Source organism: Bacillus sp. AFS041924 (genome assembly GCF_002577195.1).
Classification (GTDB): Bacteria; Bacillota; Bacilli; order Bacillales; family Bacillaceae_G; genus Gottfriedia.
On the sequence record NZ_NULG01000016.1, the window covers coordinates 144421 to 163311 of the forward strand.

The 18891-nt window shown below is 32.2% G+C and carries 19 protein-coding genes and 1 pseudogene; 16 read left to right on the forward strand and 4 right to left on the reverse strand.

Annotated elements, in window-relative coordinates; translation table 11 throughout:
• Positions 1-262 precede the first annotated feature (262 nt).
• Both COC46_RS05840 and COC46_RS05845 read left to right on the forward strand, forming a co-directional pair.
• Positions 263-835 (forward strand): MerR family transcriptional regulator, encoded by a 573-nt coding sequence (locus COC46_RS05840; protein WP_098808801.1) that lies wholly within the window; start codon positions 263-265, stop codon positions 833-835.
• 61 nt (positions 836-896) lie between these two features.
• The gene (locus COC46_RS05845; RefSeq protein WP_098808802.1) at positions 897-1157 is read left to right on the forward strand and encodes a hypothetical protein; all 261 of its coding nucleotides are present in this window, start codon (positions 897-899) and stop codon (positions 1155-1157) included.
• A 386-nt stretch (positions 1158-1543) separates the two neighbouring features.
• On the opposite strand, the gene COC46_RS05850 is transcribed toward COC46_RS05845, so the two are convergent.
• Positions 1544-2926 (reverse strand): hypothetical protein, encoded by a 1383-nt coding sequence (locus tag COC46_RS05850; RefSeq protein WP_098808803.1) that lies wholly within the window; start codon positions 2924-2926, stop codon positions 1544-1546.
• A 452-nt stretch (positions 2927-3378) separates the two neighbouring features.
• On the opposite strand from COC46_RS05850, the gene COC46_RS05855 reads away from it, so the two are divergent.
• The 6 genes from COC46_RS05855 to COC46_RS05875 all read left to right on the forward strand — a co-directional run bounded on the left by COC46_RS05855 (position 3379) and on the right by COC46_RS05875 (position 7448).
• Positions 3379-4749 carry a PTS transporter subunit EIIC gene (locus tag COC46_RS05855; RefSeq protein ID WP_098808804.1) on the forward strand — a complete coding sequence of 457 codons (1371 nt, stop codon included), beginning with the start codon at positions 3379-3381 and terminating at the stop codon, positions 4747-4749.
• Positions 4750-4953: 204 nt separating this feature from the next.
• Positions 4954-5877: a type II toxin-antitoxin system SpoIISA family toxin gene (locus COC46_RS05860; RefSeq protein WP_098808805.1), complete on the forward strand. Its 924-nt coding sequence runs from the start codon at positions 4954-4956 to the stop codon at positions 5875-5877.
• 59 nt (positions 5878-5936) lie between these two features.
• Positions 5937-6125 (forward strand): hypothetical protein, encoded by a 189-nt coding sequence (locus COC46_RS05865; protein WP_098808806.1) that lies wholly within the window; start codon positions 5937-5939, stop codon positions 6123-6125.
• A gap of 106 nt (positions 6126-6231) precedes the next feature.
• The gene (locus COC46_RS22620; protein WP_255294825.1) at positions 6232-6360 is read left to right on the forward strand and encodes a hypothetical protein; all 129 of its coding nucleotides are present in this window, start codon (positions 6232-6234) and stop codon (positions 6358-6360) included.
• A gap of 112 nt (positions 6361-6472) precedes the next feature.
• On the forward strand, positions 6473-6862 hold the full coding sequence (gene mutT, locus COC46_RS05870) for an 8-oxo-dGTP diphosphatase MutT (protein ID WP_098808807.1): 390 nt from the start codon (positions 6473-6475) through the stop codon (positions 6860-6862).
• Positions 6863-7052: 190 nt separating this feature from the next.
• Positions 7053-7448, forward strand: coding sequence for a VOC family protein (locus COC46_RS05875; RefSeq protein WP_098808808.1), 396 nt, complete (start codon positions 7053-7055; stop codon positions 7446-7448).
• Positions 7449-7573: 125 nt separating this feature from the next.
• On the opposite strand, the gene COC46_RS05880 is transcribed toward COC46_RS05875, so the two are convergent.
• Positions 7574-9088 (reverse strand): sensor histidine kinase, encoded by a 1515-nt coding sequence (locus COC46_RS05880; RefSeq protein WP_098808809.1) that lies wholly within the window; start codon positions 9086-9088, stop codon positions 7574-7576.
• Positions 9078-9761, reverse strand: a complete 684-nt coding sequence (locus COC46_RS05885) for a response regulator transcription factor (protein ID WP_098808810.1) — start codon at positions 9759-9761, stop codon at positions 9078-9080. The genes COC46_RS05880 and COC46_RS05885 overlap by 11 nt, the downstream gene beginning before the upstream one ends.
• A gap of 246 nt (positions 9762-10007) precedes the next feature.
• Between COC46_RS05885 and COC46_RS05890 the strand changes: the two genes are divergently transcribed.
• The 5 genes and pseudogenes from COC46_RS05890 to COC46_RS05910 all read left to right on the forward strand — a co-directional run bounded on the left by COC46_RS05890 (position 10008) and on the right by COC46_RS05910 (position 14583).
• Entirely contained in the window at positions 10008-10694 is a 687-nt protein-coding gene (locus tag COC46_RS05890) for a hypothetical protein (protein WP_098808811.1), read from the forward strand.
• 248 nt (positions 10695-10942) lie between these two features.
• Positions 10943-11352, forward strand: a pseudogene (locus tag COC46_RS05895) (transposase); the annotation flags it as partial.
• A gap of 408 nt (positions 11353-11760) precedes the next feature.
• On the forward strand, positions 11761-12030 hold the full coding sequence (locus COC46_RS05900; protein WP_098808812.1) for an AAA family ATPase: 270 nt from the start codon (positions 11761-11763) through the stop codon (positions 12028-12030).
• A gap of 53 nt (positions 12031-12083) precedes the next feature.
• Complete coding sequence (locus tag COC46_RS05905) at positions 12084-13277, forward strand: NgoFVII family restriction endonuclease (protein ID WP_098808813.1); 1194 nt, start codon at positions 12084-12086, stop codon at positions 13275-13277.
• A 202-nt stretch (positions 13278-13479) separates the two neighbouring features.
• Positions 13480-14583: a DNA cytosine methyltransferase gene (locus COC46_RS05910; RefSeq protein ID WP_098808814.1), complete on the forward strand. Its 1104-nt coding sequence runs from the start codon at positions 13480-13482 to the stop codon at positions 14581-14583.
• A 306-nt stretch (positions 14584-14889) separates the two neighbouring features.
• Here COC46_RS05910 and COC46_RS05915 read toward each other — a convergent pair whose 3' ends face one another.
• Positions 14890-15681, reverse strand: coding sequence for a hypothetical protein (locus COC46_RS05915; protein WP_098808815.1), 792 nt, complete (start codon positions 15679-15681; stop codon positions 14890-14892).
• Between the two features lie 141 nt (positions 15682-15822).
• Between COC46_RS05915 and COC46_RS22125 the strand changes: the two genes are divergently transcribed.
• The 3 genes from COC46_RS22125 to COC46_RS05925 all read left to right on the forward strand — a co-directional run bounded on the left by COC46_RS22125 (position 15823) and on the right by COC46_RS05925 (position 18876).
• On the forward strand, positions 15823-15975 hold the full coding sequence (locus COC46_RS22125) for a hypothetical protein (protein WP_176545069.1): 153 nt from the start codon (positions 15823-15825) through the stop codon (positions 15973-15975).
• A 394-nt stretch (positions 15976-16369) separates the two neighbouring features.
• The gene (locus COC46_RS05920; protein ID WP_098808816.1) at positions 16370-17350 is read left to right on the forward strand and encodes a hypothetical protein; all 981 of its coding nucleotides are present in this window, start codon (positions 16370-16372) and stop codon (positions 17348-17350) included.
• 5 nt (positions 17351-17355) lie between these two features.
• Entirely contained in the window at positions 17356-18876 is a 1521-nt protein-coding gene (locus COC46_RS05925; RefSeq protein ID WP_098808817.1) for a hypothetical protein, read from the forward strand.
• Positions 18877-18891: the final 15 nt, after the last annotated feature.

Sequence of the window (18891 nt, forward strand, 5' to 3'; positions counted from 1 at the left end):
CATTTATTATTGCCAAGATAGATCTCTATTTGGTAATAAGTATAGGTTATACTATCTGTTCAAAGGATTATTTTAATTATATTAGATATATAGTTGATATTATTTACTATATTTACATATTTTGTGAAAGATTATTGGATTTATAAAAAAATGATAAATCACTGTTTAATTTGAAAAAGGATTAAAAATTAATTTATTGAATAAAATAGATAGTAGAGTTTCAGTTTGGTTTCAGTTTGAGGTATAATAGGAGGTGAGCGAGGTGAAATTATTGGTTACTATAAGGGAAAAAGAAGAAGTACAAAAACACACAGAAGATTTCATTAAGTTGTTCGAACAGTCAGAAATTAATGTAGCTTTTATAAAGTTGCTCGTCAATCATTTGAATCCTAATGTTCCTAATTTAGAACAAATAGCTCGTTTACTACAAAATAATAGTTCTGTTTCTGCTGTTTTATCTAGATTAATTGATTCATTAGTCGAATCTGAAGATGAAAATATTTCAGATGGATTTGAGTACTCAACAAGCGATCTATCAAAATATTTTCAAGTAAGTCAAACCACTATTAATAAATGGATAAATAAAGGACGATTTATCGGTGTTAATAGGGAAAGAAATAAGCATAAGAAGATAAACGAAAATGTTGAATGGAAATCGTTTGATGGTTCTAGAATAAAAATTAAAGAAATCGTTGAAAACTATCAGATTAATAATACTAAACCTCCGAAAATTTCTAAAGAGGAAGAACGTGAAGAAATTTTACTAGAGATTAATGCCTTGAGAGAAAAATATAGAGGTGACTTAGATCAAATTCTAGCAAGTAAGGATAATTAATCTTCAGAAGAAGAAAGAGATCTTGTAGCGTGGTCTCATTTTTCTAAGATGTTAAAAGAGTATGAGTAATATAATATTTACTACTAATTTTAGTAAACTTGAACAGAATTTCAACGACATTATTTTAGAGATTGTAAATGATGGTTCCACACGTTTTCGAAATAAATACAATATAAAATTTATAAACCGTGATTATCGCATGACAGTTGACGAATTATTAAATAAAGACCAATCAATTGCAGAATATCATTATGACTTTTATGGTAAGGATCATAATGGTAAAGACCATAAAATATTTGGGTTCCATTGCCAATCTCATTAAGGTGATTTTAGGTATTTAACAAAATCAGACCCATTCCATATTCATCTATCGAAACTAATAGAATTTACTACGATGGACCGCTTAGACAACTTTCACCATAAAGAACTTCCTCAGATTATTGAACTCATACGTATATTATTACAGTTTGAAAATTTCTTGAATAAAAAAGAAGAATTACTGCAATCTAAAAAGAAAATTAAACTTAAAAAATAACAAGCCTTAGTAAGCTTTTTATTTGTGGAAACGAAAACTTAGGTTAATAGGAATATTGAAAAGTCATTCTTATTCTTTTTAGAAACGGATACGAACTAGATACTATTATGGTAATAAATATAAATGTACATAAAAAAACAGCTATTTCTTTCTGATAGCTGTTTTTTTATATATTAAATCAAGAAAATCGCAACAACAGTAGTAACAGCCAATCCAATCAATACAGGCAACAAATTCCGCCTTGCCAACTCAAACGGACTAACATTACAAATCGCCGCCGCAGGAATCAACGCCCAAGGAATCAATGTTCCACCGCCAACCCAAATTGCCGCAATTTGCCCCATAGCAGTTAAAGTAGCAACTCCGTGACCAATCGCAGTAGCAAATAATGAAGCGACTGAACCAGCAAGAGAAATTCCAGAGAATCCAGATCCATCTAAACCTGTAATTGCTCCTACTGTTGTTAATGTCACTCCTGCGACAGCAGGATTTACAGGTGCTGCATGTGCTAAAGCAAAACCTAAATCATTTACAATCCCATTTGATCCTTTTGGCAAGTAATCGCCAATAATTGCTGCAAATCCACTATCTCCGAGATAGAAGAAAGCTGCAATCGGAATAACTGGACCAAATACTCTAAATCCGAATTTAAATCCATGAATTAAATAATTTGTAACTTCTTCAAATCCTTTATTCTTGTGTCCTAACATGGATAGAATTGAAAGGATAATTAATGAAGTACCACCGATTAAAGCAGTTGCATCTCCACCTTGTAAATTGAAGTGAACCATTGCCCATATATCTACTGCAAATAAAATGAAAACGAGAGCTGCCATCCATTTTTGTTGGGTAGATGAAAGTAGATAGTCCTCTTCTTTCGTATCTTCTGTAGGTAACTCTACTGTTAAAAGTCCTCTTTTCATATCACGTTTTAAGAAGTAAAAAGCAACTACAGTTGTCACAACACCCATTACGATCACAAGTGGAATACTTGCATGTAAAACATCTGAAACCGGAATGCCAGCCGCGTCAGCTGTTAGTTTAGGAGCTCCTTGGATTACATAATCACTTGAAAGAGCAATACCATGGCCGAATAAGTTCATTGCCATCGCGACACCTAACGCTGGTAACCCAACTCTCAAAGCAACTGGAAGTAAAACCGCACCAATTAAAGCTACCGCAGGAGATGGCCAGAAAAACCACGATACGACCATCATTACAATTCCAATCGTCCAATAAGCTAGCGTGGCGTTTCGCATCACCTTTGTAAATGGACTGATGAGTGCCTGATGCACTCCGCTATCAGTTAATGCTTTACTCATTGAAACGATGATCGAGATTACAAGAATCGTAGAAAGTAATTCAGTTATGGCGTAAATAAAACTCGAAAACAAGATACTAACGGAACTAGAAAGTGATTCAGTTGCGACTAGGCCAAGCAAGAAAATTCCAGCAAGGCAGACTAGGCTTGTGTCACGTCTAAGAATTAAAAACAAGATAATTAAACCTATAAATGCTACATAAAGCCAATGTATGGCTGTTAAATCGACATGCATGATAAAAGCCCCCTTTCGTTACTTATATTGGATAACAATATATGCATTAGCCCAGATGGGGGTGAGGAATCGGTTTAATTTTATTGATATTCTTATAAACATCTAATCTTTTTAATTGAATGTTTAGGGGACAACTAGTAGTAAAAAAGCAAAACTTTTCCTCATACTAGCTTGTCATAAATACGCTCGCTTTAGCGTAAAATTTAAAAGGAAATTTCAATAACTTTAATATGAAGTTTGAAATTACGTTTAATTAAAGTGTACTTGAAATTAAGCTTCTTTTATGTTGTAAAGTAGGTACTTCACTGAATTATTAAATCGTTAAAGAAGGGATGGGATAACGATTAGAAAAACTATCAATCTAGCAAAAACGACTAATGTCATAATTAAGTATTTGAGTTAGGGAATCTTTAAAACTAATTAATTGGTTACTCTAAAAAGGAGTTGTAAAGATGGCAAAGGGGAATAGCAAATATTTATTAATTGCCGAGCAACTATTAGGGCATTTGGGAGGAGTGGAGAATGTTTCGACGTCCACTCATTGTATGACAAGACTACGTGTATCGGTGACGGATCATTCGAAGGTAGACGTAGAGGCAATCAAAAAGACAGAAGGGGTTCTTGGAGTTGTAGAAGAAGGAACGATTCAAATCATACTCGGACCTGGTGTTGTCAATAAAGTGTCAGCAGAGTTTGATAAACTGCTTGCAGCTGCAGATGATTTTGATTTGAATGATGTAGCTTCAAAAAACAAATCAGAGATTGATCGAAAGAATGCAAAACCTTTTAAACTGTTTTTACGTAGAATCGCAAGTATTTTTATTCCGCTAATTCCTGCCCTTGTAGCTTCCGGATTAATAACGGGTATTACAAAAGCAATTGTTCAAGCGGAATGGCTTGCAGCAGACTCACAATTGGCTATTATTTTAACGGTTATCGGATCGGGTCTGTTTGCTTATCTTGGAATCTTAGTCGGGATAAACGCAGCAAAAGAGTTTGGTGGATCCCCTGCGCTTGGGGCATTGGCTGGAATTCTTGTCATCAACCCTGCAGTTGCAGATATCTCTTTGTTTGGGAACAATCTTTTTCCTGGACGTGGAGGGTTAATTGGCGTTCTTTTTGCAGCAATCTTTATCGCTATAGTTGAAAGGCAAGTAAGAAAATTTGTGCCGCAATCTCTTGATATTATTCTCACACCTACCATAGCGTTATTAATAACTGGTATCGTTACATACCTAGTGTTTATGCCTGTTGGGGGTTTTGTATCGGATACAATCACAAAAGGCTTGCTACATGTTCTTGATTTCGGTGGAGTAGTAGCTGGATTTGTGCTTGGCGCAACATTCCTGCCACTTGTTGTAACAGGACTTCATCAAGGTTTAACCCCAGTTCATCTTGAATTAATCAACTCGATTGGAGATGACCCTTTACTTCCTATCCTTGCTATGGGTGGAGCAGGTCAAGTCGGTGCAGCATTTGCCATTTACTTTAAAACGAAGAAAAAAAGCTTAAAACGTGCAATTGGTGGGGGGCTCCCGTCAGGAATGCTTGGAATCGGTGAACCATTAATCTTTGGTGTAACCCTTCCGCTAGGACGCCCATTCTTAACTGCATGTTTAGGTGCTGGAGTCGGCGGAGCATTTCAGGCCCATTTCCATATCGCAACGATTGCAGTTGGTGTTTCAGGACTTCCACTCTCATTCTTAGTTCATACAAGCCAGATTTTATTATACCTTGCTGGACTTCTTATCTCTTATGTAGCTGGCTTTATTTTTACTTATCTATTTGGATTTAAAGATGATATGGCGGTTGAATTCAAGTAAGAATTTCAGTAGTTTCGAAAAAAGGGATGAAATCAGGAGATTTCATCCTTTTTTATTGATTTCTTTCAGGATCACTTTGAAAAGAATGACCAAAAAAATTATCGAAAATAAAACATCGGTATAAATTTATTCCCATTATTTTCTTATTTTAGCAGTAAATCCTATTTTTACTTTGTTAAAATAGAAGATAAGAGGGGGAGTTAAATGAAAGTACAGGTTGGGAAAATTCGGATTCATTTTTTGGTGATTTTCATGCTAATGCTTGTATTTATGATCGGAGCAATCTTTACATTGTTGTTTTTATTTGAGGTTTCACATTTAAAAATCCTTTTTGGGGTATTTGCTATTTTGTTACTAATTGTTTTAGCTTTTTACTGGATGGATAGTAAAAGTTTTCACAACAACTTAGGTCGTATTCGAAGAACCTTTTATACGGTTTATTTGATCTTTATGGCAATTGGAGTCATAACTAGTAAAGTAGATTTACAGAATTGGAAGTTGCTTACAGAAATTACCGCATTAGTAGTATTTGTTGATCTATCCGTTTTTTTATGTCCTAACATTTTAAAAATTTGGAGTGCAGAGTTTAAATATGAAGATGAAGTGCGTGAGGCTTTGGCAGACAGTAAACAAATGATTTTAAAAAGTGCCAAAAAAGTAGAAAATTTTTCAAGAGTAATACAAGAAACGGCTGCTTATTTCGAAAATAAACCGATACCACAAACAATAGAAGAATATGAAAGTCAATTATCTGATTATTTGCAGTTATATAGCAGTACGTTTGGGATGGCAATTTCTTTCTTTATGTTTAATTCTCCAATTAGCGAGGATGATAAGCTGAATAAAATTCAGTCGCAGGTTTCTAAAATAAGTATAAGACACGCTACTAATTTTTCGACAGTTGAAGAAGAGGAAGCTAAAATGATTATGTCTTTTTCGAATGGAGAAACTATAATTTTGAAAGAGGAAAAACTCATATCGATCCCCTATTATGGAAATTTCTATGGAATGATCGTGACGTTAGAAGCAAGAGACGTAGCTGTTGATGGGATTGATGCTTCTCATATCTCAAATTTGTTATATATATTTGATTGGTATATGGGAGATTTAGAAGAGGTTGATGAATAAATTGGGTAATTATGTTAATATAAATGTGAAACATATTTAATCGAAACAGGAGGGGTAACATGCCAACTAAAAATGGACAAGCAATTAGTGTTCTTCGTAGACCAGCAGGTATTAAACGAGGAAAATCTAAATCGATCTCCTCTATAAAAAACTCTTTACGACCAAACACTCAAGTACCGGTTGTTGAAGGTTTTAGTAATGTTCTTACAGCAAATGATAAAGCAGAAAAACTTACATACACAAGGTAATTTTTTTTTTAGGCAGAGGATGATTAGATTCTCTGCTTTTCTTATGCATAAATGTTTCACCACCTGTATAGGATGTGTATTAAAAGAGGATACAGGAGGAACATTTATGGGATTAAAACGAATTAATAAAAGAAAATCTACTCAGCCACATACAAAAGTAGTAGATTTTGGAATAGGAAAGACTATCTCTAAAATTGATAAAGCGATTAAAATGTTAGATAAGAATGGGAAATAGCATTTTGATTGGAATAGAAAGTTATGGTATTAAGTTGGACAAGTATTTATAAGCACGCTCTAAACAGTACATAGATAGATTCTTATCCTGAGTAAAAAGGAAATGAAAAACATTGAAAAAACAAATTAAAGTAGTAGGAGCTGTCATTAGAAACAATCAAAACCAAATACTATGTGCCCTACGTTCACCGAAAATGAGCATGCCAAATAGCTGGGAATTTCCTGGAGGGAAAATTGAAAAGGAAGAGAAACCTGAAGAGGCATTAGTCCGTGAAATACAAGAAGAATTAGGGTGTGATATTTCAGTTTCTGAAATGATTGAAGATGTAATTCATGAGTATCCTAATTTAGTTGTAAATTTAATAACGTATGAAGCAAAGATCATAAGTGGTTATCCAGTTGCTAAGGAACATGCAAAAATCGAATGGAAAGAGATTTCAGATTTAAAAGAACTTGAGTGGGCTCCAGCTGATCTTCCGACAGTTGAAAAATTAATTTTATAGAATTTTAAGTTACCAATCCATCATTAACGATCTAATTAAGTAATTTCGAACGATGTCGATTAAATGATAAAAGAAAATTTACCTAGTGAATATGAATTTTTTTCCATATCCAATATAATAATATATAAGCAACAAAAGTGTACATACTAGATGAGTTAAGGAAAATTCTTGTAAAACATAGGAGGAAAATATGGGAAGATTAATTCATTTCGAAATTCATGTTGATAACATAGAACGTGCAAAGAAGTTTTATGGAGAAGTATTTGGTTGGACGTTTCAAGATTGGAGTGAATACGCAGGAATGCCATACTTTGGTGCAGTGACTGGCAATGAGGGCGACATGGGAATTAATGGTGCCTTAATGCAGCGCCAAAGTGCTCCTCCTGAAGTAAACCAACCATTAAATGGATATGCATGTACTATGGGAGTAGAAAATTACGACGTAACGGAAGCTAAAATTGTTGAAAATGGTGGCAAAGTAGCTATGCCTAAATATGCACTACCTGGAATGGCTTGGCAAGGATACTTCATTGACACTGAAGGAAATATTTTTGGAATTCATCAACCTGATGCGAATGCAAAGTAATGATTTATAAGTTTGAAGAATAGTTAAAGAGTTTGATTTATAGTTTTTCAATTAAATAATTTCAGACATAAAAAAGGGCTACTCAATCAGTTAAGCATATTAGCTTATGGGGTACCCTTTTTATATTAGTCCAGTTTATTTGTACCTTCTATTTTGTTCGGTAACGTAATAATAAAACTAGTAATATTCTTTTCACTTGATACATGAATATCACCGTTGTATAAATCAACAAACCTTTTTACGACAGCTAAGCCTAAACCAGTACCAACATAATTTTTTTGGACAGCTTTTGCTCGGTAAGAGTGTTCAAAAATCTTTTCGATTTCATCCTCTGGTATTACCACTCCCTGATTTGTGACAGATAGATGGATGATGGAATCAACTGACGATAATCCTATATGGATTTTCTTTGGTTCAAACGAATATTTCACAGCATTTTCGATCAGTGAATCCAATATTTGAAGGATATTATCATAGGGAATAAAAGTATAAATACCTTCTTGAATTGATTCTTCAAAAGTAGTATGTTCATAAACCATTTTATTTCTTAATAAGTATTGTTTGATAAAACTCGATAAATCATAGCTTTCGGTATTTTCTGTTAGGATTTCTTCTAATTTAGATAAGGTAATAATTTTATTGATCATTGAAGCAATCCGTTCAACTTGTGATTCAATTATGTTCAGCCTTTCTTCTCGTTTTTTTTCATTATGAAACCCAAACATACGGAAGTAATCGACTGATTGCTGAATTGATGTTAGCGGTGTTCGAATTTGATGTGTAATTTCACGAGCACTTTGTTCCTGAGAGAGAATTGCTCGTTCCGCCCGATGTAAAATGATATTAATTTGCTCACTTAAGTCATCAACATAATCATTTCGATGTTTTTCAAATGTTAATCGCTCATTAAACATCCCTTTATTTACAACCACCAACTTTTTTAATGCACGGTCTAAAGGGACAAATATATCTCTCATCGCAAAAAAAGATGCGATAAATGAAATAGTAATTAGAGTAATTAAAGAAGCCACAAATGTTGTAACCGTAATACGAAATATTGGCTGAAATTCGAGTTGGATATTTGTATAAAAGTTTGCTTCCCCATTAAAGTTATAAGATTTAGAATTGATTGGATAGCGTACTTCAACATAATCATTTGGACCGATTTTTTTTACTCGTACATAATCTCGATCATAAAAAAATCCGTTCTTTACTAAAAACGTATCCACTTTAACAGCTAGACTAATAGTTGTTCGATAAAAACTGTTCAACTTGCTTTCGTTTATTTTTTTGAAAGCTAATTCAGATGATTGATGCTCATGTTTCAACAGGAGGGGATTATATGCATGTACCGTTTTTGTTTTGAAATTGTTTAGAACAAGTACTGAACTAGACAATGGTAATGTCGAAAGGACGACATCTTTTCCTTTTCTCGGTATAGTTGAATCCGGTACTTGTAATAACCATGAAGCTCTTTCTAATCGTTGAAAATTTTCTTCACCCTCAGTTAGAACATATTGGTGGATCCTATAGATTAATGTAACTGGAGCCATAATCCCTATCACAATAGCAAGGAGAATTAAATTAACCGTTGCAACACGAAACGTAGCTTGTAAAGTTGAATTTGTTCTAATCTTCAATGATATATCCTACCCCGCGTACAGTTTGTATATATTTAGCTGGCAAAATCTCACGTAACCGTTTAATCGCCACATCAATTTTGTTTTTGTCAGAATCAGAAACATCTCCATGTTGCCAAACCTCATTTGCTAATTCTTCACGTGAAACAGGCTGGTTTTTATTTTTTAGCAAATAGACAAGAATATCGTATAAAATCGGACTTGGCGAAGCAATCTCCTGCCCAATCGTTACCCTTCGATTTGTTAAAGATATCGTTAAATCCCTGTATGATAACGACTCAGACATTGAAGATTTACCTAATCTACGCAGCACTGTTTGAATTTTAGCAATTAAGATTGGCAAAGAATAAGGCTTTGTGATGTAATCCTCCGCACCTGAATACAACCCTTGAGTCACATCAGTTGGATCCGCCCTAGCTGTTAAGTACATATACGGCGTATTTTTTTTTTCAGAAATCATTCTCGCAACATCTAATCCAGAACACATTAACCCATATTGAGCAAATGAATCCAACGTTATATCTAAAAGCATTAAATCATAATTGTTATCTAATGCAGCATAGTATGTATCTTTCGCATTATCAAAAAAATCCACTTCAAACGAAGCCTCTTGCAGCATCTCCTGCAAAAAAGAACCAATCTCCCGATCATCATCCATAATCAACAATCGCATAACTTACACCTCTTTGTTAATTTTTCCAAATTGAAGAAAAATATTAGACTCAATCTATATTAACATACAAGTGAAAATTTGCCTGTTTGGATGACATTTTAATTACAATTGTGTCAGTGGAGGTTCAGTAAATTGTAAGTGGTTTGTTCAGTATCATTCATGTTTTAATATGACCTGTGACAAGTTGAATTTATTTTTAATCCAAAGGAAAACGATTATAGAACAATATAAAGCGGAGGGAATTAAATGGCTGTTTTTGGTGGGATATTATTATTTCTAAGTATTATAGCACTTATTTTATTTCTAGTTTTATCGGTAGTCTCTTTAATAAAGAGAAATGGTAAGATGAAACGTAACCTAAAGATTGCTGCTAGTGCATTTGGAGCAATTATTGTAAGTTTTGTTATTATAGGTGCGAGTCCGGATAGTGGCACTGAAAGTACAACTCCTAAGAAAGAAAAATTATCATCTGAACAAATAGCACAACAGAAAGCAGAAAATGAAAGAAAGGCTAAAGCAAAAGCGGAAGCAGAAGCTAAGATTAAAGCAGAAGAAGCTGCGAAAGCAAAAGCGGAAGCAGAACGTAAGGCAAAAGAAAAAGCTCAAAAGTTTGCAAATGCAAAACCAATTGACTATCCTCACCTTAAGAAAAATCCAGATCGTTACAAAGGTCAGTTTGTAAAATACACAGGTGAAATCATTCAAATTATGGAAGATGACAACTACTCAAATATCCGTATCGCTGTTACAAAAGATAGCTACGGTTATAACTATGATGATGTAATCTTCGTTGAATACCCTGACGTAACTGATTATGTAGAAGGTGATGTTGTGTCAGTTTGGGGAGAAATCACTGGAGATTATTCTTATACTTCACAAGCAGGTTGGGATATTTCAATTCCAGGAATGTTAGCTGAAAAAGTAAGTAAGTAATAGTTTTTAAATAGAGTTCTTCAACTTGGAATCTTTTGGCATGCTATTTATCAAATAAGCGAAGCAAATTAATTTGTTCAGTTAAATAATTTTTTAATTTTTAAAAGAGGATGTCCCAAAAGTATAAACTTTTTGGGGCATCCTTTTTTGAACATAAAAAAATAAGAAAATCGTTCTATTTGGTATAATTAAGTCACCAATAAACTAAACCTGAAAGGAACGATTTTCTTAGGTGTAAACAGTATAACATGAACCAACTAACACTTCCAATGGACATTGAGGTATTAATATCTACTAATCACCTTGACTGTTTAATTGACACTGCGGTCGACAAAATGAATCCTACTATTTTTCTTCTTTTCATCCAGGTTGTGGCCGTCCGCCATATCATCCAAAAATGATGTTAAAAGTCATCCTTTATGCTTATTCAAACCGAATGTATTCCTCTAGACAAATTGCGAAACAACTGAAAGAGAATATTGTTCTTATGTGGCTTTCGGATTTCCCAACGATTAACCGTTTCCGAAGCGATCAAATGAAAGACGTAATTTATGAAACGTTCTTTTCAATTGTCCAACTTCTTCGAGCAGAAGGTCTTGTAAAACTTGAGGACTATTTTCTTGATGGTACCAAAATTGAGGCAAATGCCAATACACATTTGATAAGGAACAAACTAAGTCATGGAAAGAGCAAATCAGCCACGTTGAAAATATGTCTGATGAGGAATTGGATGAGTGGATTTGTGCAAATGATAAACGACTTGATTTCCGGGAATCCAATCAAAAAAACTGAAAAAATAACATAAAAATAGAAGGATATTTCCCCCCTAAAACCTCTAATTTTATAAAAATCCCTCTAAAAATGAAGAAATTAAAAAAACTGCCTCAAAAGGTCGTTATTCAACGACCTTTTGAGACAGCCTCTTCTTGTGTTTTTTAGCAAAAGATGACTAAAAAATTTACTTAAATTTTTAATAACATGATATAATTTTTTTGTGGTGATTTTTTCCAATTTCAAGTAATCTATAAGGCTAATTTGCTATTTTTTAAATTTTTCAGGAGGAAAAATGGGGATCTCTTTAATAGAAATAAAAAACTGTAAATCATTATTAAATATCAAAATTGACATAAATTCTTTAACATGTTTAATAGGGGAAAATGGTACAGGAAAATCCAATATTCTAAAAGCTTTAAAATATTTCTTTGATAATATAACGTCACATAATTTTAATGCGAATTTGCATGACATAAATAATCCATTTAGTCTATTTATGGAAATATCAATCTATTTTGACTTTTCTAATTTACTCACTATAGCAGATAACCAATTTTTTTAAAAATTTCCTTTTGAATCTGATAATGAAGATATTTGAAAAGAGGAGTAACAAGTATGGAATTTTTTCGTAATCAACCCGTTTCTCAACAAAAAGAATACACAGAATTATTGAAGTTAGTTGGTAGCTTGTCTAATTTATTTGCAGATAGTGACGTTCCGTACTTGTATTATAGGGCAGCGGAGAATATATTTTGTCGGGCATTTCAAGCTGTCAACTTATCAAGAGGAGATGTATCAGCGGATGCATCTAAAAATAATATAGGTATAGGCTTAAAGACATTTTTACATAATAACGGGAAGACGTTTCAAAAAGTTGCAGAATTCAATAAAAAAAATTCTACGTATGTAGGAAATACACCAACTGAAATAGTATACGAAATAGCAAAGTTACGAAATAAGCGTCTAGAATTCACAAAAGAAGCACATTCATTAGATAATCTTATGTATCATCTTGTTACACGTAAACCCGAAGCTATGTATTTGTATGAAGAAAGTATGCCACTTGTTAAAATTGAAGATATTCGAGGAATCAAAAAGAATGAAAATACGATTCATTTTACTGATGGCATAGCTGAATATAACTTTAGTTTATCAAAATCCACACTATTAAAAAGATTTATTACCCTTGAACCTATTACAACTATTCCAGTTGAAATTTTGAACGATCCTTATGGTTTCTTACTCACAAATAGAGAAATATTGCTTTCAAATGAGAAACAAACATTGCGATATCCTTTTGTGTACTTACCTCTTTATGCCTCAAGCACTGTGGGGAAAGAACGACAATTTCTTGAAGAAAAAAGTGGCTTAAATCAATGGAATGCTGCTCCACGTACAAAAAATGGACCTCTTCGTCATGAACATGAAGTTTACATTCCTGTCCCAGTCAGTCTTCATAGACTTGTGCCAGACTTTTTTCCACCTCGTGATGTACCATTTACGCTTGAGTTACCGAATGGTACTGAAATTTCTGCTAGTATGTGTCAACAAGCGAGTAAAAAAGAAGGTGAAACTCATTTTGGAAAGGGATTAATGAGTAATCCCAACAAAGCATTGGGTAAGTGGTTATTACAAGATTTATTAAAAGTCCCACCTCGAAAACTTGTCACATACGAGATGTTAGAAGAAATTAATATAGATTCTGTAATTCTCTACAAAAAAGCGGAAGACCGATTCAGTTTGGATTTTGCCAAAGTTGGAAGTTTCGAGGAATATTACCAAAGTTTAACTAGTAACCTAAGTACTTAATGTTCTGTAATAGCATAAATATGTTTTTTGATAAAACAATAAGTAAAAAACATAATATATGCCAAATTTATCTTCAAACAAAATATATACTTTCCATAAAATAATTTCTATAAGGGGCAGCCAAAGTCAATTATATATGTTAAAATAAAATATATCTCGTATATGAGAACATATATTCGATTTTTGGGTAGGAGGTCAATAAATGCCATATAAAGTTGCAAGTTTGTTTGCCGGAATCGGAGGAATTGATAAGGGTTTTGAACAAGCCGGAGCCAATATTATTTGGGCAAACGAGATGGACAAGAATGCATGTATTACTTATAGAGAAAACTTTAATCATACATTAATAGAAGCAGATATACGTAAAGTAAGTGCACATGAAATGCCAAAAGTTGATATTTTAACTGCTGGATGGCCATGTGTTGCATTTTCTGTTGCTGGGAATAGACATGGAATGAAATATAAATGTCATGAATGTGAACACGAGCATAGTGTTACTTTTGACGAATACAAGAATGGAGCCTTATGTCCAGAATGTAGTGGATACACAGAAGCAATTGATCCGCGTGGTACATTATTCTTTGATGTTATTCGTTTTATTCGTGAAAGAGAACCAAGGGCTATCTTTTTAGAAAATGTAAAAAATCTAAAAGGACATGATAACGGCAATACATTTAGAGTTATCAAGCAAATGCTTAGAGAAAGCGGATATGACATCGATAGTAAGGTTATGAATACAATGGAATATGGAGATATTCCACAAAACAGGGAGAGAATATTCATTGTTGGATTTAAGAACAAAGAGGCCTTAAGTAATTTTGTATGGCCGGACAAGCTTGATCCTACAAAAACTATTGATGATATTTTAGATCGAGACGAAGAACAAGATTCTGCATTTTACTATACCGTTTCTAGTCAATATTACAATATGATTCTGGAATCAATGAAACGTAGAGATACAGTATATCAATTACGAAGGGTGTATATAAGAGAAAATCGAAGTAATGTTTGTCCAACCCTTACTGCAAATATGGGAACTGGGGGACACAATGTTCCTCTAATTATAGATAATTGGGGATATAGAAAGCTTACTCCTAAAGAGGCTTTACGTTTTCAAGGATTCCCGGTGGATGATGATTATAAAATTCCAGAAAAAATGGCTAATTCTCATATTTACAAACAAGCTGGTAATGCAGTAAGTGTACCTGTAATTAAAAGACTTGCTACTAATATGATTGTAGCACTCGACACTGTTTATAATAAGGAAACTGTTAAAGTAAAAGAAAAAATAGAAGCAACGGTTTAGGAGACCTTTCTGGGTCTCTTTTCTTTTTTTAATGTTATGTGGAATTTTCTCTTCAAGAGTATACATTTTTTAATAGGTTGTTAATATTGTTGATTATTTACTATGATTTTGGGTATTTCTAATACTTTTGATATTACTAAATTTCCTTATTACTAAATTTTGGATAGGATTTCATTAATAAATTATTATAAACATTGCGAGGTGTATAAAAAAAGAGAAGCCTAAAAAATATGGATTCTCAAATTTGTTTTAGTAAATAATTTCTATGTTTTTTTAAAAGATTTTCTTCTAGAACTCACGTATTTTTTACAAGTTTTGTAACATTTCAATTAACTCTTGAATATTATGTAGATTTCCAGCCTGTATATAATAGTTATCAGCGTCCATTATGTTGTTAGGACCAATTCTATTTAGAAATGCTCCTTGTGGGATAAAGTAGTTATTTTCAATTAATTGGACCAAATCATTTCTTGTCATATACCCCGGAATATCATAGGTGAATTCTTGTTCCATAATTAATTCTCTAAGAGCGTCCCTGTTACATATATCGTTGAAATACAATCTATTTTGTCTCAAAATATCTGCAGTATATGGTTCTAATCTTATTAATACAAAATAATGATAAAGTTCATTATTTGTATTTAAGTTTGGAATGTACAATCCTTCTTCATTCCAATCTTCTGCCTCCAGTAACAATAACTGTCCAAATGACTTCGTAGACTTAACTGCAATTTTCCTGTCCAAATACTCAAAGTCACTAGAATCCCAGACTCCTTCTTCATACATTTCTAGATCTGGTCTTGGTACTAATACCCCATTATCATTTAATACACTCCAAAGTGCAAACTCTGCTAATTTCCCTTGAAAAGTATCCGCAAAAATTTCACCATTACGTCTACGGTTATTACCACCTGTTCTATGATTTCGGTGGTGTCCTTGGCGCCCAAAACTCATATCATAAGCAAAGTTAAAAACTTCTTCTATCACCTCATGACTAAATGTAGCTATAGGAACAAATTCTTTCCTGTTAGTAAAGCGGTAAACATCCTGATATCTACCAACTTTTGGGTTAAGTTGTCTAATTAGTTGTAACTTCATAGATTTTCTCCTCCTTTTTTCATGCTTCTATAAATTTAATTCTATGATGATTAATGGTAAAATTCCACAAAAAAGTAATTTTATGGAAAAAATTGATATGCATTTATTCTTATAAAGTTTAATTGATAAGGGAGTGTTAAATTGGAAATTGTACAAAATCTAGCACAAATTCATCCCGAAAATTGTGTTTATAGTGAAAATCAAATTAATGGCAATGTAAATGAAAGTCTTTTAGTTGATATTAAATCAATCTTCTATCTTAAACATCTAATAAATTTTATAATGATTATTTAAAGAAGATTTTAGTAGTTGAAAATGGTAATTGACATAAAAACTCATTTAATGGCGATAGTCTTGTACGAAATACAGATCTGCTCTTTATAGGAAAGAATTTTGTAGAAAGCGGTACTACAGAATTCAATCAATATAAATTTATTTTTTGTTTTATTCAAATTTAATAAAAAAAATCTAAGTTTTGATATATTGCAATTTCATATATTGAGTTTTGAGAAAAAGATTCATAGAAGTGCTCCTTATAATGACTACTAAAGATATTATTTCTCGTGATAAATTACCTAACGTGTATAGTAAAATTTTATCATTAATTAAAGGGGAAATTTATCTCAGTTGATATCTGTGATAAAATTACTATATAGATAAATTTGGACTATTAGAAGGTGAATGAACGGTGACTATTAAGGATTTAAAAATTCTTAGTAAAAAAGGAACTCAAGATATACCAGATTGGATTAAATTTGCATTTGAATTAGGTTCTTACATAAATGATCAGGGTATAAAGTATAAAAAACCAATCAGATTACTAATTTCTCTCCCAAGTGACCATTACTTTTCTCTTTTTATAGCAATGGGGATAGCAGAAAAGACATTCTCAATAAATAAGCAGATGAGATCAATTAGAAAAACTATATTAGGTCTAGTACCAGGTAGCCGAATTATTTACAAGGATAAGGACTCCTCAAGAAAGGCGTCGGTAATTTGTGTAGAACCTAGTCCAGTTTTTGAAGGAGAAATGATTCTAAAAATTAAAGATGGAAAAATTGAGAGAGGTATTCCAGAGAATTATTGGATTGAGAGAGTAATTATTTTAGATGAAGAATTTGATGAGATAAAGAGAACTAGAAAAGTAAGTAAAAACCAAAAGTTAGGTTTAGATAATAACCGTTTGCTAAAATTGCTTTATTCATCTAGTCAATTAAGTAAAGTTTCTTTTTATCCTGGTGATACATTTTATTTAGTTGGTAACAATGCGCAATTAATTGAGTCAATGAGTGAAATGATTTTTTTTTATGATGGAATTCATGGATCAATTGGAGACTTTTTATATTTAGATAATAGTAATAGTTACACAAATGGCAAGTTATTTTCTTCTCAAATGAAAAAAAATGAGGACGAAATAATTGAAGAAGTACCAGTTATTTATTCGGATTTAAATAGTTATCTTAAACAGGATAAACAATTTTCTAAGAATCCCAAGATAATTTTATCTAGTAGAACAGACAACGAGATTCGGTTACATGAAGTAAAGGAAGAAGTTAAAAGAAATTTACTGCAAGGTGAACACAAAATTGTAACTAATGAAATTGTTGAGTACTTAGATGCAATTGGAACTAAGATTCCACTGGGTATTGAGCTCCTTGCTTGGAGGTGACTATTGTGAATTTTAATAATTTACTAGATTTATATAGTTTAGATAAAAGTACAGTTCTTTTTAAGCATGTACAAAGTAAAGAGTTATTGCCATTTGCCAACTATATTGAGAAGTTTAAAAATGAAATCCAAAATAGGTACGATAATGATGAGCATTTGGTAATGGTCCTTAATAACTTAAAAAAAGTATTTTTTAAGTTATCGAGCAGTTTATCTCCTTATAATATCGTTTTAAGCAAGGATATTGTAAAAGGAATTATTTCAAAATTCATGCAAATTAAAAGTAGTTATCCAGAACTATTCTCTAAATTTGTTATAAAAATTGCAAAATCTTTTAAGGAAGTTATAGAAATAAGTAATAATTACCTGTTAGACTACCTTTGTCAATTCATTAACATCAGGGCACAAGTTGGATTGAAAATTGCTATTGTTACTAAAAGAGCGTTAACAGTTCAAGAGAGACTAATTATAAATACCGAAGTAAAGTCATTCTTAAAAATAAGTTATTTTACAGAAAATAGTTTTCGAAAAGAACTTGAAATTTTTGATGAAGTTATATATATAGGGAATCCAAACTATTTTGGTGAGTATGTTAAAAACACGTTTAAAGGAAAAACAGTAACTTTTATATCATACGATATTTTTACGAATTCATTGAGTCCCAAAGGGGCATTTGAAGAAATTGATAAAAAGGGTACCCTTAGTACAATTTTTAAGAATATAACATTTGGAGAACACGTAGAAAAGAAAAGTAATCTTGTATTAGAAGAAGACTTATTTAATACAGCAGTTAGTATGTTCATTGAAGAACAAAGAAAAACAATGGAAGTTAATTCACATGATGCAATTGAAGCATGCATCATTTATCTGGAAAATGAACGTTTCTTATTTGTACCTAAAGATTCTAAAATTCGGGTGCTTTCACCAAATGAACAGAACAATTTTATTAAACAACTTAATTTTAAAGATATTGATGAAGACAATTATATTGTTATAAGAAACGAAAGAGACACAAAGTTAATTGCTGAGGTTGCAGATCAATATGTCCTTAAAAGTAAGGCTGCTGAATATAGAAAACTTCAAAATGAATGGAAAAATAAACTTCGTCTCAATGTACAAAGAAAAGGAATAGGAAAAGTAAGTGAAATTCTAGTTAGAAAGTATAATATTAAAACTGCGTCTATAGCTTCGTTGAGATCGTGGTGTAATGAAGATTCTATATGTCCAACTGAACTTGATAAGATATTAAAGGCATTTAAATATGAGGATGATAGAATTAAGGTAATATATGAAACGATGAAGCAGATACAACAGGCACATATAAAAGCAGGAAGAATTATATCAGATAAATTAATGTGTGAACTATCTACTAATATATTAAAAGAATTGCAAGAAAAAGGATATCACACATTCATGTCGACGGAGTTTAATGGTGTTTCATTTAATATTGAACGTATTGTATCAATTGATCGGTCTACACATTTAATTGCACCATATAACCTCATGAGACCTATGAATATAGATTAATATCAAAGGGGATAG